This window comes from Seonamhaeicola aphaedonensis (assembly GCF_003386195.1).
Taxonomy (GTDB): Bacteria; Bacteroidota; Bacteroidia; order Flavobacteriales; family Flavobacteriaceae; genus Seonamhaeicola; species Seonamhaeicola aphaedonensis.
Map to the genome: position 1 here is coordinate 42,183 of NZ_QRDX01000004.1, position 16,251 is coordinate 58,433.

Annotated in this window: 11 protein-coding genes; 8 read left to right on the forward strand and 3 right to left on the reverse strand. The window is 33.1% G+C overall.

Annotated elements, in window-relative coordinates:
- Positions 1-63 precede the first annotated feature (63 nt).
- Positions 64-1,182, forward strand: a complete 1,119-nt coding sequence (gene dnaN, locus DFQ02_RS07740; protein ID WP_116523860.1) for a DNA polymerase III subunit beta — start codon at positions 64-66, stop codon at positions 1,180-1,182.
- Between the two features lie 80 nt (positions 1,183-1,262).
- Here the strand turns inward: dnaN and DFQ02_RS07745 are convergent, their stop codons facing one another.
- The gene (locus DFQ02_RS07745; RefSeq protein ID WP_116524137.1) at positions 1,263-1,601 is read right to left on the reverse strand and encodes a DUF4870 domain-containing protein; all 339 of its coding nucleotides are present in this window, start codon (positions 1,599-1,601) and stop codon (positions 1,263-1,265) included.
- 144 nt (positions 1,602-1,745) lie between these two features.
- Between DFQ02_RS07745 and DFQ02_RS07750 the strand changes: the two genes are divergently transcribed.
- The 4 genes from DFQ02_RS07750 to DFQ02_RS07765 all read left to right on the forward strand — a co-directional run bounded on the left by DFQ02_RS07750 (position 1,746) and on the right by DFQ02_RS07765 (position 9,393).
- Positions 1,746-3,593, forward strand: a complete 1,848-nt coding sequence (locus DFQ02_RS07750) for a sigma 54-interacting transcriptional regulator (RefSeq protein WP_116523861.1) — start codon at positions 1,746-1,748, stop codon at positions 3,591-3,593.
- Positions 3,594-3,778: 185 nt separating this feature from the next.
- Positions 3,779-4,333 carry an OsmC family protein gene (locus tag DFQ02_RS07755; protein ID WP_116523862.1) on the forward strand — a complete coding sequence of 185 codons (555 nt, stop codon included), beginning with the start codon at positions 3,779-3,781 and terminating at the stop codon, positions 4,331-4,333.
- A 78-nt stretch (positions 4,334-4,411) separates the two neighbouring features.
- Positions 4,412-7,897, forward strand: a complete 3,486-nt coding sequence (locus DFQ02_RS07760) for a 4Fe-4S binding protein (RefSeq protein ID WP_116523863.1) — start codon at positions 4,412-4,414, stop codon at positions 7,895-7,897.
- A 167-nt stretch (positions 7,898-8,064) separates the two neighbouring features.
- The gene (locus DFQ02_RS07765) at positions 8,065-9,393 is read left to right on the forward strand and encodes an adenylate/guanylate cyclase domain-containing protein (protein WP_116523864.1); all 1,329 of its coding nucleotides are present in this window, start codon (positions 8,065-8,067) and stop codon (positions 9,391-9,393) included.
- A 23-nt stretch (positions 9,394-9,416) separates the two neighbouring features.
- Here DFQ02_RS07765 and DFQ02_RS07770 read toward each other — a convergent pair whose 3' ends face one another.
- Both DFQ02_RS07770 and DFQ02_RS07775 read right to left on the reverse strand, forming a co-directional pair.
- Positions 9,417-12,647: a tetratricopeptide repeat protein gene (locus DFQ02_RS07770; RefSeq protein WP_147297748.1), complete on the reverse strand. Its 3,231-nt coding sequence runs from the start codon at positions 12,645-12,647 to the stop codon at positions 9,417-9,419.
- Between the two features lie 229 nt (positions 12,648-12,876).
- Positions 12,877-13,722 carry a universal stress protein gene (locus tag DFQ02_RS07775; protein ID WP_116523866.1) on the reverse strand — a complete coding sequence of 282 codons (846 nt, stop codon included), beginning with the start codon at positions 13,720-13,722 and terminating at the stop codon, positions 12,877-12,879.
- Between the two features lie 181 nt (positions 13,723-13,903).
- Here DFQ02_RS07775 and DFQ02_RS07780 point away from each other — a divergent pair, with 181 nt between their 5' ends.
- From DFQ02_RS07780 to DFQ02_RS07790, 3 genes are all read left to right on the forward strand, one after another.
- Positions 13,904-14,668, forward strand: coding sequence for a DUF3108 domain-containing protein (locus tag DFQ02_RS07780; protein ID WP_245940228.1), 765 nt, complete (start codon positions 13,904-13,906; stop codon positions 14,666-14,668).
- Positions 14,669-14,672: 4 nt separating this feature from the next.
- On the forward strand, positions 14,673-15,041 hold the full coding sequence (locus tag DFQ02_RS07785) for an FUSC family protein (protein ID WP_116523868.1): 369 nt from the start codon (positions 14,673-14,675) through the stop codon (positions 15,039-15,041).
- A 102-nt stretch (positions 15,042-15,143) separates the two neighbouring features.
- On the forward strand, positions 15,144-16,196 hold the full coding sequence (locus DFQ02_RS07790) for a M28 family metallopeptidase (protein WP_116523869.1): 1,053 nt from the start codon (positions 15,144-15,146) through the stop codon (positions 16,194-16,196).
- Positions 16,197-16,251 lie beyond the last annotated feature (55 nt).

Here is a 16,251-nt window from a genome sequence, read left to right on the forward strand (position 1 = left end):
TTTAGCGGTAAAGAATATATTTGTAGATAGCATTATTCAAAAATTAAAATCCAACATAAATTCATGAAGTTTATTGTATCTAGTACGTATCTATTAAAACAACTACAGGTTTTAGGTGGTGTTATTAATAACTCAAACACCTTACCTATTTTAGATAATTTTTTATTCGAATTAGACAATAATACGCTTACCGTTTCTGCCAGTGATTTAGAAACTACGATGTCTTCTACCCTTGATGTAGAAAGTGGTAGCAGCGGAAGTGTTGCAATTCCTGCGCGTTTGTTACTTGATACTTTAAAAACGTTTCCAGAACAACCCTTAACTTTTGTTATTGAGGATAATAATACGGTAGAAATAAGCTCAAATCACGGTAAATATGCCTTAGCCTATGCTGATGGTAATGAGTTCCCTAAAGCGGTGGAACTTGAAGACCCAAGTAAAACAGTGGTTATGGGAGATGTACTGGCAACGGCCATAAGTAAAACGATTTTTGCGGCAGGAAACGATGATTTACGCCCTGTAATGAGTGGTGTGTTTTTTCAGTTCTCACAACAAGGATTGACCTTTGTATCTACAGATGCTCATAAATTGGTAAAATATACGCGTGAAGATGTGCAAGCTAATGAAGTAGCAGAATTTATTATGCCTAAAAAACCTTTAAACTTATTAAAAGGTATTTTAGCAGCCAGTGAAGATGAAGTAAGCATTGAGTATAACGAGTCTAATGCGAAATTTACTTTTGAAAACTCAGTATTGATTTGCCGACTCATTGACGGAAAATACCCAAATTACGAAGCTGTAATTCCTAAAGAAAATCCTAATAAGTTAGTGATTGACAGAACACAGTTCTTAAACTCTGTAAAACGTGTTAGCATATTCTCAAATAAAACCACACATCAAATAAGATTAAAAATTGCTGGTGCCGAACTAAATATTTCTGCTGAAGATATAGATTACAGTAACAAAGCAGAGGAACGTTTAACATGTGATTATCAAGGTGATGATATACAAATTGGCTTTAACTCTCGTTTTTTAACAGAGATGTTAAACAATCTTAGCTCTGATGAAGTACAATTAGAAATGAGTATGCCCAATAGAGCCGGTATTTTAACACCTGTTGATGGCTTAGACAATGGTGAACAAGTAACCATGCTTGTAATGCCTGTGATGCTAAACTCGTAAACAAACACTAATTATACAAAACTACAAACGCTCACCAATTGGTGAGCGTTTTTTATATCTAAATAAACTAACTAATAAAACTAAGATATAAAATTAAAAGTTAAGGGATATTTAGGCACTTCTCCGTTGTTTGCCTTAATGGCATTTATTATAGGAAATACAAATGATACGATTCCTAAAACTATAAAACCTAATATACCTAAACCAAAAAGTAATATTAACGGAATACAAATGATAAAGTATACCAATAAACTTAATTGGAAATTGATAATATTCTTACCATGCTCATCCATTTGATATACTTTCTCTTTTTGAGTAGCCCATAAAATTAAGGGTACTATTAAGCTGCCAAAGCCTATAACCAAAGATATTAGCTGACTTAAATGTGTTAAAACGATTAATTGATTGTCCTTACGCATCATTGTATTGATTGTTTTGATTGATTAACTGTATGACGTATTTATTATAAAAATGTTACAGTTTAAACTTTCAAATAATTGCAAATTGCTGTCATCTCTTAAATTGTGCCATAATATTAATATCTTTAGCATAAGATTTTTTGTATGTCTGAGTCAACCGCCGATAATTTAATCGAATTTTTATCTGAAATTCCCTTTTTTTCAGAAGTAACTTCACAATCGTTATCCAAACTATGTAAAAACTCCCAAAAAGCTTCATACTTTAAGAATGATGTTATTGTGAATAAAAATGAGGTAGGCAATTCTATGTATGCCATTATAATTGGGAAAGTTAAAGTTCATGATAAAAAACACATTTACGGAACACTTTCTAGTGGAGATTGTTTTGGAGAATATGCTTTAATTGATAATGAAACACGATCAGCATCTATTACTGCTTTAGAAAAAACCGAAGTTTTAATCATTGAGCGTGAACAGTTTTTAGATTTAATGATTAATGATAGTGGTTTTGCTCAAGGCATTTTGGCGGTAATGATTAAACGCCACAGAGAATTGGATACCATTCAAGAACGGTTAGCCAATTCTAAACAAGACCTTGAAATTGCTAACCATAAAATGAGCGGACTTATCAATGGCGCTATGGATGCTATTATTATGTTTAATGGTGAGTTTAGAATTGTACTTACCAATCCTTCCGCGCATACACTTTTAGAGAATGAGGATGTATTACAAAGAAATGTTTTGTTCTTTTTTGATGATGATAGTGCTAATTTAATAGAAGACATTGTAAAATCTGGATTGAGTGATAATACATCCATAAATAAATATTTACCTCGTATTGTAAAGGTTATAGGTTCTAACAATACCGAAACTTTAAACGAAGGCACTATTAGCAAATATGGCAGTGGTTCAGAAACTTTTTTTACGCTTATTCTTCGCAATATTGAAGAGCGTCTTATTGCTGAGGATAAAATTAATTTGCTCACAAAACAAACCGAGTATTTAGAAGAAGAAATTAAAGAATTGACCAGTAGCTACGGCATTATTGCTGAAAACAAAGCCATGAAACAGGTATTGAATTTAATACAACAAGTTGCCAAAACCGATGCCACCGTATTAATTCATGGCGAAACAGGTACTGGAAAAGAATTGATTGCCCGCGCCATTCATAAAGAAAGTAATAGAAACGATAAGACACTAATACGTATTAACTGTGGAGCAATTCCAGCAAATTTAATTGAAAGTGAGTTATTTGGACATAAAAAAGGGGCGTTTACAGGAGCATCTGAAGAGAGGAAAGGACGCTTTTTATTAGCAGACCATGGCACCATTTTTTTAGATGAAATTGGAGAGATGCCTATAGAATTACAACCCAAACTACTTCGTGTTATCCAAGAAGGCGAATTTGACCCTGTTGGAAGCTCAGAAACCATGAAGGTAGATGTTAGAATTATTGCAGCTACCCATCGTAACTTATTAGAATTTTCAAAACAAGGAAAGTTTAGAGAAGATTTGTACTATCGTTTAAATGTATTTCCCATTGAAGTACCCGCGCTTCGTGATAGAGGAAACGACCTGCACCTAATTGCCGAAGAAATGTTGGGGCAATTTTCAAAAAAACTTAATAAACCCATTGCTAATTTAACCGATGAAGACAAGGTACTTTTATCTGCATACCATTGGCCTGGAAATGTTAGAGAACTTCAAAACTTAATTGAGCGCGCCGTTATTATCTCTAAGAACAAATCAATCCAATGGCATACCATAATACCTAATAGTTCAATACACCAAGATGTTAATCTTCAAAACAATGAAAGCTATATCTTAACAATAAAGGAGCTGAATGCACTAGAGAAAGAAAACATACTAAAGGCTCTAAAGCAGACCAAATGGAAAATTTCCGGTAAAAATGGTGCTGCACAACTACTACAAATACCCCCAACTACTTTAACTTCCAGAATAAAAGCCTTAGGTATAGAGCGCCCAATCTAATTCACGATATATCGTCAATTTATTTACGACATGTCGCTAATTCACGATATTTCGTAATAATTTTGTTGATGTAAAATACATGTAACTATTTGATTATTAATATTTTGTAAAGTTTGGCACGCCAATAGCTTTATACAAGTCAAACATTTAAAAAAATCAATATTAACAATTAAATTTTAGAAAACATGATTACAACAGCAAATGTAAAAAACGGCGTAAACGTTGATCAATTAGTAGAAACCATCAACCACATTCAAGAGCAACCAGAATTAGCAAAATTTGAATTTAGAGCTAAAAACAATTGGATTGATGGTGGGCACTGTGTATCTAGTGTTAAAGAATTCTATGGAGCAGGTCAAGAAGACACCACGCGTCAAGAAACATTCACTATGGAATGTAGCCACCCACAAGTGTTACTTGGTGCAGATGAAGCTGCTACACCTCCAGAAGTAGTATTGCACGCCTTAAGTTCTTGTTTAACTGGCGCTATGGTATATCACGCTGCCGCTAATGGTATCGATATTGAAGGTGCAGAATCAACAATCAAAGGCACTGCAGACTTACACGGTTTCCTAGGATTAGATCCTGAAGTAAGAACTGGTTTTGATGGTATCACCATGCAATTAAAAGTTAAATCGGATGCTACTGCAGAACAACTTGAGAGACTAGCAAAATTTTCTCCGGTATTCGATATGATAAGCAATCCAACTCCTGTTAAGATAGAAATAATAAAACAGTAGTAAACACTAAAATAAAGGCTACTACCCTTTTGTAGTAGCCTTTTCTCATTCCTTCAGTAAAGTTAACTCATCACCAAAATGAAAACTTCTACACAGCACATTACCAACGCTAATCAAGCAGTAGCCAGAATAGCTTATCAAACTAATGAGGTATTTCCTATTTACCCAATCACTCCTGCTTCAGAAATGAGTGAATTAGTAGAGCAATGGTGTGCTGAAAATAAACCAAACTGTTTTGGCAATATCCCAACAGTATATCAAATGCAAAGTGAAGCAGGGGTTTCAGGAGCCATGCACGGTGCTTTACAGACAGGTTCGCTATCAACCACTTTTACAGCATCCCAAGGCTTATTGTTAATGCTTCCCAACATGTATAAAATAGCAGGTGAATTAACACCTAACGTTATTCATGTTGCCACCAGAAGTATTGCTACGCATGCTCTATCCATTTTTGGCGACCATAGTGATATCATGGCGGTACGCCAGTCCGGATATGCTTTGTTAGGTAGTGCATCTGTACAAGAAGCACAAGATTTTGCGCTAATTGCTCAAGCGTCAACTTTGGAATCACGCATTCCTTTCGTACATTTTTTTGATGGGTTTAGAACTTCGCATGAAATTGCAACCATTCAAGCAATTCCTGATAGTGTTATCCAGTTTATGATGGATGAAAAAACTATTAAAAACCATAAAGCAAATGCTTTAAACCCTAACAGTCCTGTTATTAGAGGCACCTCTCAAGGTCCTGATGTATGCTTTCAAAGTAGAGAAGCGGTCAACCCACTTTACCAGGTTTGCCCTGATATTGTTCAAAATAAAATGAACACATTCGCATCCTTAACCAACAGACAATACAACCTATTCGATTATATAGGTGCAAAAGATGCTGAACATATTATTGTATCGATGGCTTCTTCAACAGAAACTATTGAACAAACCGTTCAGCTTCTTAATAAAAGAGGAAATAAATACGGTTTAATTAAAGTTAGATTATTCCGTCCATTCAGCACTAAACATTTATTACAAGCCTTACCAAAAACCATAAAATCCATTGCTGTTTTAGACAGAACAAAAGAAGCAGGATCTAATGGAGAACCTTTGTATTTAGACATTTTAAAATCGGTTACCGAAGCCTATCAAAACAATCAATTAACCACTTTACCAAAAATTGTTGGCGGTAGATATGGATTATCTTCAAAAGAATTCATGCCAAGTATGGTACATGCTATTTTTGAAAATTTAAAACAAGACTATCCTAAAAATAATTTTACCATTGGAATTAATGATGATGTATTGAATTTGAGTTTGGATGTTTCAGAATCTATCCAAATAGACAATAACAGTTATCAAGCTATATTTTATCAGAAAAAAAACATTAAGCAAACTGAAAGTTTCACAAACACTTTAAAGTGTATTTCAAAAAAAGAAAACACATTTATTCAAGGGTACATACAGTTAGATTATAAAAAGTCTAACTCCTATAACATAGCGCATATACGTATTGGCAACAACCCTATAAAAGCACCATACTTAATAGAACAAGCCAATTTTATTGGTTGCCAGCAAGCTAATTTCACTTTAAACAACAACACGTTAAAAAAACTAAAACCCGGCGGTACGCTACTGGCTAACTCTTCATTAACATCTAAAACATACTGGCAATCTTTATCTGTAAATGTTCAAAGAGAAATTAAAAAAAATCGTATCAATTTACTCATTGTAAATATTAATGATATTGAGAAACTAAAAATATTTAAAAACGACACTATCTCTGAATTACACGCTTGCTTTCTAGCCCTAAAAAAAGATGTAATTTATTCAGAATCCATACATAATTTAAACGATTTTATTTACAAAGTAGACACTACTCATATCAAAATAAAAGAACCTACTTTGGATAGTTATGACGAATCTTTTAACCACTCTCTTTTAGGCAGATTATTAAATAACAAAGGAAATGATATTCCTGTAAGCCTATTTCCTGTAGATGGCACTTTTGAAAGTGACACTTCAAAATACAATCCTGCACAAAACTCTGAATTTATTCCAAAATGGAACACAGACACCTGTACCCAATGTGGTGCTTGCAGTATGGCGTGTCCGCAAGCTGCATTAAGAATAAAAGTTTTTAGTAATCATCATTTAAATGAGGCTCCTAAAACTTTAAATCATATGGTTTCTCAAGATTTCGATCCAATGAATTATACCATTCAAATTAATCCAGACCAATGTAATGGTTGCAATAGCTGTGTGGATGCTTGCCCCGTAAAAGCTTTGAAACTAGAAAAAAGTGAAAGCATTTATAATGAACAAAAATCTAATTGGGAGTATTTTGAGACCATTCCTGAATTAGACAGAAACTTAATCGACACATCAAAGGTGAGTCAACAACAACTGCAAGAACCTTTATTCAAATATTCAACTGGTGTTGAAGGTTGTGGTGAGGCTTCCTATTTAAAGCTCATGTCACAATTGTTTGGAGATAGACTTTTAGTGGCTAATGCCACTGGTGCAAGTTCTATTTTTGGAGGTGCTTTACCAACAACACCTTGGTCTAAAAACAATAAAGGTAAAGGTCCTGCCTGGTCTAACTCATTATTTGAGGATAATGCCGAATTTGGTTTAGGGTTTAGATTATCTATCAAACAACAAGAACAACAAGCTAAAAAGCTCTTAGAAAATTTATCATTTCTAGTAGGCCTTGAGTTATCTTTTGATATTCTTAATAACACTCAAAATACAGAGCAACAAATTAATCAACAAAAACAAAAAGTTGCTGAGCTTAATGCCAAACTACAAAAACTAAATACTCCTAAAGCGAAAGATTTAATTTTGATTAGCGATGCCCTTGTTAAAAAAAGTGTTTGGATTGTTGGTGGCGACGGATGGGCTTATGATATTGGATTTGGCGGTATAGATCATGTATTAGCATCAGGTGAAAATGTTAATATTTTAGTTTTAGACAATGAAGTTTATGACAATACTGGAGGGCAAGCATCAAAAGCAACGCCTTATGGTGCCCAAGCTAAATTTGCTTTTAGGGGAAAACAAAAGCAAAAGAAAGATTTAGGTTTATTAGCTATGAATTATGATAATGTATATGTAGCGTCTATAGCTATAGGTGCAGATCAAGAGCAAACTTTAAAAGCTTTTAATGAAGCTGAAAGTTTTAATGGCCCTTCAATAATCATTGCCTATTGCCATAGTGAATCACATGGTATTGACATGAAAAACCCAAGTCAATATCATAAAGCGGCGGTAAATTCTGGTCAATGGTTATTATACAGAAATGATCCTAGAAGAGCAGAAAACAGACTTAATGCATTACAGCTAGATTCTAAAGTGCCTTCATTGAAAATTGAAGACTATCTAAAAAAAGAACAACGCTTTTCAAAACTATTAAACTATAACCCTGCGGACTTTCTAACTTTAATGTGGCAAATTCAAAAACACATTGATACTAGGTATAATAAATATTTAGCACTTGCTTCATCAAATATCAATAATAGAACAAAGCTTATTCAAAATAAAAAATTTCAAATGGTTTTGAGACATGAATCATAAAAACAGTAGATTACACTAATGATAATAATCTTTAGATAATTATTTATGTTCTCATAGGCTTAATTTTAATGGTTAACTCATTACAAAAAAAGCATTATTGTACACATTTTGCGTTTAATCATTAACCCAAAAAAGTTTTTTAGTAACTTTAACTTCAATCTTTTGATATGCCTGAAGTAAAAGCGCCTATTATAACTTATACGGGAATTAACCAACAAGTTGAACATCATGATCTTGATGCTTCGCTTTTGGAATGTTCTATAATGAACCAAATTCCACACATTCATGAATGCGGAGGCAATGGTTTGTGTACAACCTGCCGTATTAGAGTGATGGACGGCCATAGTAATTTAAACCCTCGCACCTTAAAGGAACAAGAAGTTGCAAGAGTGCGCAAATGGGACCCTTCCATTCGTTTAGCCTGTCAATGCTACGCTAAAGGTCCTGTAAGTATTCAACGCTTGGTTTGGACTAATTCTGAAGTTAACAGATTACAACTTGAAACCATTCCTGAAGGAGTAGCTGAAGAACGTCCTATTGCCATTTTATTCTGTGATATTAGAGGGTTTACAAAACTAGCTTCTGAAAATAGCTCTTTTGATGTAGCTCATATTTTAAACAGGTTTTACACGGTTTTAGGAGATCCTATTTTGGTTAATAATGGTGTCATTTACCAATATGTTGGTGATGAGATTATTGGCTTATTTGGAGTTTCAGGTGGTATGAAACATAAAAACTGTAAAGATGCTGTTAGAGCTGCACTAGGCATGCAATATGCTGTAGAAAGACTTAATCATATTGAATTGGTTGACTTTAATGTTAATCTAAAATTAGGAATAGGTATTAATTTTGGAAGGGCTTACATAGGGCATTTAGGTCACCCAAAACATAAACAATTTGCTGTGGTTGGAGACCCTGTAAATACGGCCAGTAGAATTCAGTCATTTAATAAAGAAGTAAAAACTAATATCCTTATATCAGATTCTGTTTTTAAAAGTGTTCCTCTCAACACCTTAAAAATAGGTAGAACTTTTACTAACCAAATGGCTGGTCATGATTATGATACTGTATTACATGAACTGCTAAGTTTTAAGGAGATGGATATTCAATTGGAATTACAACAGTCTCTTGATTATTTACTGAGAAATGAAGATGCCTTTGCAAGCAAATTCTACGATAAAGTATTTACTAAAGCTCCAGATGCTAAAGCGCTATTTAAAAACAATATGGCTTCGCAAGGAAGACTTCTAACCCACATGCTGGGAGGTATTGTTTATTCTATGAGCAGACCAGAACATCTTACTTTAGGACTCAAACTCTTAGGAGAAAGTCATTTACGATATGGTGTTCATGAAGAACATTATCCTGTTGTTTTAGAGTGTCTTATGGAAACCATTAAGGAAGAATTGGGAAGCATGAGTAACCCACAACTTTTAAAGGCTTGGAAACAAGCTCTGGAAACTGTAACCTCTGAAATGAAACGATATGCCAAATAAAACTAAACACATATTTTATTAAGCTATTTCATATCCATTTTATTAATCACTTCCCAATCTTCTGGTACACCAGAAAAAGTATATTCGGCAGATTTAGTCAAAAAATAATGAGCCACTTCATCTTTAGGGTTAACACGTATTATTTTATCAAACATGGCTGAGGCCTTAGGAAATTCTTTGTTTAAAAAACATTTCAAACCCTTTTCAAAATTTTCAAACGTCTTCTTCTTAAGTTCTATTTGTTCTGAATCATCACCATCAAAGCACTCATAAATGCGCATAGCATTCTGCTTTCCTTTAACCATGACTTTTCCTAAAAACCTAAAATTAAAATCTTTTTTATTTGTGATAGTATCAATACTGGCTTCACTTAAAATAATATTAGCACCATAGTACTTGGTCACTCCTTCCATACGAGACGCCGTATTAACTGTATCTGCAATAATGGCTGTATCATTTCTGTTAGGGTCTCCAATAATACCCATTACCAACTGACCAGTATGCAAGCCCATACCCACTTGAATAGTTTCATAACCTTCGCCTTGTCTTCTTTCGTTATATTGCTGTATCACTTTTTGCATATCTATACATGCTTTAAGTGCGTCTTCGGCATGATTGGGGAATAACGCCATAATGCCATCTCCCAAATACTGATTTACAAACCCATTATTATCATGAATCACAGGTCCCATCCTACCCACATAGGCGTTAACAAATTTAAAATTCTGTTCAGGAGTCATAGATTCTGCCAAGCGAGTATAATCTCTCACGTCTGTAAATAAAACTGTGATTTCCTTTTCGGTATAATCTCCCAAAACCACATCAGTTATAGCCTCCCTTCCAACTGATTTTAAAAATTCATAGGGAACAAACTTACTCGTCGCTCTGTGAATACTACATAATCGTAAATGCGTTTTAATTCTACTCAACAATTCATTTTTTGAAAAAGGTTTTGTTAAATAGTCATTAGCTCCAGCATTAAACCCAGTTACCAAATCGCTTACCCTGTTCTTTGCAGTTAATAATACTATTGGTAGTTCACTACTTAGGTAACGTGTCCTAATAATTTCACATACCTCATAACCAGACATATTAGGCATCATAATATCTAGTAACACTAAATTAAATACATAGCCCTTATCTAAAAGATCTAATGCTTCCTTGCCACTTCCAACTTCGTGAACCTTATATCCAGCTACTGTGAGGTGATTTTCTAAAACACGACGGTTGATAGGCTCATCGTCAACAATTAAAATATTTATATGGGCTTTTAATTGAGGTATTTCCTCTTTAGATTCTGAAGAATCCTGATTCACTAAAGACTGAACTTTTTGATTTTCATTGGTTGGTTTAAAAGATGAATAGTCACCACGATTTTCCGAACTCTTAGGAACTGTAAAACTAAATGTAGATCCTTTTCCAACTATTGAATTTACTTTAATTTCACCGCCATGTAATTCTATCAATTGTTTGGTAACCGATAAACCTAATCCCGTACCTCCATATTCCCGTTCTGTCGAACCGTCAACTTGTTCAAAAGACTTAAATATGGTTTCAAACTTTTCTTCTGGAATGCCTATACCCGTATCTATTATAGAAGTCTTTATAAACCTATCATTAACCTCAGCCCTAATTTCAATGTTTCCTTTTTCAGTAAACTTGATGGCATTACCTATAATATTATAAAGAACTTGTTGTAGTCTATTCTCATCAGCATCAACCAAAGGAATATCTTTTGGCACGGTGTTTATCAACTTTACTGGTTTGTCTTTAACAAATACCTCAGAAATTTTCAATGCCATATCTACAACTGTATACAAATCTACTGGTCGTAAAGACAAGGTAATATCTTTATTCTTAAGTTTTGAAAAATCCAGAATATCATTCACCAAATGAGATAAACGTTTACCACTATTAGCAATCATGTCTAAGTTCTCTATGGCCTTTGAAGGTAATTTACCAGCAACACCATCCTTTAATGATTCAGATAGCCCTATGATACCATTTAAAGGTGTACGTAGTTCGTGTGAGGTATTTGCTAAAAATTCATCTTTTAGTTTATCTACTTGCTTAAGCTTATTTATAACATTTCGTTCTTGCCTTAGTTTTATACTTTTTTGTCTAGACCTCCAATAAACACCTCCTATTACAAGTAGTCCCAGTGTTCCAAAAATGACCCAATTAACTTTATTACGTTGTTTATTTAAATCATTTACAAATTGTAATTCTCGCGCTGCCTTTTGCTTATTAAATTCTAAACTATCTGCTAATTGCTGTTTTTCATATTGATATTGTAATTCTTGACGTGCAATCTCTTGCGATTTTTCATTATTAAATAATGAATCTTTTGCTACTGCTGAAAGTTTAAAATATTGTAATGATTTATTATAATTCCCCAATTTTTCCCAAACTCGGCTTAAACATTCGCAAGCTTCTTGCTCTGCAATCAACACATTCATTTCTCGAGCTAACTTTAAGCTCTTTTCACAGTCTGCTTTCGCTAACTGATAATTATTGGTATAGAAATAATTACCTCCTCCCCTATATAAATAATTTGAAATTAATCCTTCTTTATCACCTATCTCTTCTTTTATTTTAATAGATTTATTAAGGTACTCTAGTGCCTCCTGAAATTTACCGAACATGTTATATAATTGGCCTATATTACCATAAGCACGTGTTTGCCCTCTTTTGTCTTCAACAGCAATAGCAAGTTCTGCTGATTTTAACAAATTATCGAGAGCCTTATCAAAATCCTTTAAGTTAGTATATACTAATCCTACATTATTGTACGCATGCGAAATAGAATATTTATTTCCAGATTCTTTTTTTAATTTTAAACTATAATAATAATATTCTAAGGCTTTTTCCTGATTTTTTTGTCTGATATAAACATTTCCTAAATTATTAGACAACCTTGCTAAATTGGGTTTATCATCAATTTTATCTGCTATTTTTAAGCCTTTCAACAAATTATCTAAAGCCTCTGTAAAATTACCCAACTCGTAATGAACAGTACCAATATTGTTATAAGTAGTTGCCATTGCTTTTTCATCAGACAATTGAGCATGCAATTCGTGACTCCTAGTAAAGTATTTCAATGCCTCTCTATATCTTCCCTGTATGGCATATGTATTACCTACAAAACGTAATGAAGTGGCTTCCCATTTCTTGTTTTCTTTGTCTTCAGAAAATTTTAAAACTTTATTACCAAAAGCCCTAGCTGAATCTAGATCTTTCCTAAAAAGTACCATAAAAGCATCTAACCCAGCTTCAAATCGAATTGAATCTATTTCTTTTTGATTTTCAAAAATAGTCTTTAGGCTATCTAATTTTTCGATTTGACAAATCGAAAAATTAAAAAAAACAATGCAGACTAATAATGTAAGTTTGTATTTCGTCAAGTAAGATAAAACCGTTGATTATATTTTATAAAGGTATGTAAAATAAAATTTTGAACGGAAGGGATGGCGCTATTACATATTATTCATTAGAACTCTCTACCACCAAGAAGGGAACATCAATACTGAAAGCAAAGGTTTCAAGCGCATGCCTAGTAAATAATCTATCTATGAATGAGTGTTTTTCACTAATCATAGATAGCATATCTATATTATTTTCAAAAATATACTGATGCACTATTTCAAACATATCTTTCTTATTTACATCAATAAATTCATGGGTTGCCTCTGGAAAATACGTATTAAAGAAACCCATATTCTGTAATTGCTTTTGTGCCAAATGATGTTCATCAGCTACATGTAAAATATAAAGTTTAGAATTATTAAGCACTAAAATATCCTTTAGTATCTTTAATTCTTCAATAGAAAACAAGTTTATATGGTTGGTTGTAAAAGCTATTTTCTTTAAAGAGGTATATCTACAACCATCAGGTATTGCCAAAACAGGCACATGGCATCGTTGCATAACTCTTGCTGTATTACTTCCAAATAGAACGCGCTGTAGACCAGAAGCTCCTTTGGTTCCCATAATAATTAAATCTACTTGATGTTTGTCTGAAATCTGGTTTATAGAATCTATAAAATTGTCGTAATCAACAATAGAATGAAATTGATGTTTATCATTATGTTGCTTTATTTTAAGACCAGATATAATGTTTGTAATAGATTTTTTGGCAGCATCTATTAAGGTAGAATAGATTGTGGTAGATGACGACACCGACATCATATCATCGGAAATGAATGAGGATGCTTTTTGAACATTAAGAATATAAAAATCACACTCCTCATTTTTAAGCAACTTGGTAGCATACTTAATGGCGTTTATGGAATTCTTCGAAAAATCTGTAGGTAATAGTATGGTTTTCATTGCTACAAAAACTTTGATGATACGTAAATATATATCTAGGATATAATAAAAACTATGACAATTATCAGTTGTACAACACGTTACAGTATTACAAATAAAAATTAGTAAAATATATCAAAGCATTGTATTTTCGGCACAATAAATGGTACCCCTTACTCTTATAATCTAAAAACACCTTTTTATGATGCGTTTTCTTTTCTTAGTTATCCTTTGTTGGTCATTTACATGTAACGCTCAAAACACTGCCATAGCCCCAGGAGAAAAATTAGTATACACAGCATCTTATAATATGTCTGGGATACTTAATGATATTGCACAAGTAACCATGGAAACTAGTAATGTGCAAACCTCTAAAGCTACACTTTTAAGATTAAAGTGTACCGCTGCAACCTATAGTAAATGGGATAATTTTTTTAAGATTAGAGACCTATATGAAAGCTACGTAAACCCCAAAACCTTAACACCCTATTTATATAAACGAAATATTAATGAAGGGAGCTATTTCAAAGCTATGAAGTATACTTACAGTCATAAAACAAATACTATAAAGTCTGTTCAAACTAAAAAGAATAATCAGGTTCAAAACAAAGATTTCACTTTTAATGCCGGGTCTAACGATATTGTTTCAACACTATATAAGTTAAGAACGCTAGACTACGAAACCATGAGGGTTGGGCAACAAAAAACAATTCATGTTATTTTTGATAGAAAAGAAACCAAAGGATACATTACCTATTTAGGTAAAGAGACTTTAAATACCGCAATTGGGACAAAAACATGTTACAAGATTTCAATTGGAAGTGATTCAAAGGCCTTAGAGGGCGGTAACTCCAATTTGTTATGGCTTACGGCAGATGCCAATAAAATTATAGTCTTTGGAAAATTTAAAATTCCTGTTGGTAACGGGGAGCTAAAAATAAAATCAGCTTCTGGATTAAAAAATTAATAAAATGAAAAAACTATTCACTGTACTGGCAATTATCGCTTCGTTTTTAGCAATTATACTAGCTGTTTTACCTGTTTCCAATTTAGCAATCATACCATCAATCTTGGCACTTGTATTTGGTTTATTGGCTTTTTACCTTTCAAAAAAAACCGGACAAGTAAAAAAAATAATTCAATTTACTTTCTTTTTAACCATCATAGCTCTGGCAATCACTACATATAAAGCGTTATTTTCAATAACTGAAGTAGCTGACACCCAGGAGTTAAAAGCTACAGAATCACAATCAAAAGAAGAAGCTCTGGAAGAACTTGAAGATTTAGAAATTGAGGATATAGATATTGACACCTCCGAATTAGAAGATATAGAACTATAGGAGTAAGTTTTTTCGCTATTATTTGTATCTTTGAGCAAACTAAAAATTAGCACGTTTTAGCGTGTTAATACATCTGATTAAAAACATACAGATTATACACAGATGAAAATCATATGCATCCTCTCAATGCTAACCCTTGTAGGTACTTGTGCTACCCCAAAATACACTACCAAAATTAAAAATTTAAAAGATAGTATTCAACTTGTAGATAGTGCTGCTGTTATAAAATATGCCAACACCATAACAGCTAGTGAGCTAAAAACACATCTTTATACATTTTCTTCTGATAAATTTGAGGGTAGAAAAGCTGGTGAAAAAGGTCATGTGCTAGCTGCTAATTTTTTGAAGACATATTATCAAAATGAGAGTATTGAGTCTGCTTACGGAGGTAACAATTATTTTCAAACCATTCCGTCTGAATTTCTATCCAATAAAGCCAAGGACACAGATAATGTACTGGCATTTATTGAAGGTTCTGAAAAACCAGACGAAATTGTGGTGATATCGGCTCATTTAGACCATTTAGGAATTGAAGATGATGGTCAAATAAACAACGGTGCAGATGATGATGGTTCTGGTACTGTAGCGCTTATGGAAATGGCTCAAGCATTCAAGTTAGCCAAAAATGATGGCTTTGGTCCCAAAAGAAGCATTTTGTTCCTTCACTTTACAGCAGAAGAATTAGGTAAAAAAGGTTCGGCATTCTATACTGAATATCCTGTTTTCCCACTTGAAAACACAGTGGCAAATCTCAATATAGATATGATTGGAAGGGTTGATGATTTACACCTAGAAAACAAAAATTACATCTATTTGATAGGCTCTGATAGGTTAAGTAAAGAATTACACTATATCTCTGAAAAAATTAATAACCAGTATTTCAAAATCAACTTAGACTACAGGTATAACATTAAAGGAGAAAGTCACAATTACTATACTCGATCAGACCATTATAATTTTGCAAAAAAAGACGTGCCAGTAATATTTTATTTTAATGGAGAACATGATGATTACCACAGACCTACTGACACTCCAGACAAAATTGACTATCCGTTGCTTCAAAAACGCACACAACTTGTATTTGCTACTGCGTGGCAAATAGCCAATCAAGAACACAGAGTCGTTTTAGATAAAGACAACGATTTGTTAAAATAAGTTGAATGGAGCCTTTCCATAAAGGCTTTTTTTGTATTATAGCGTTAAATACAGA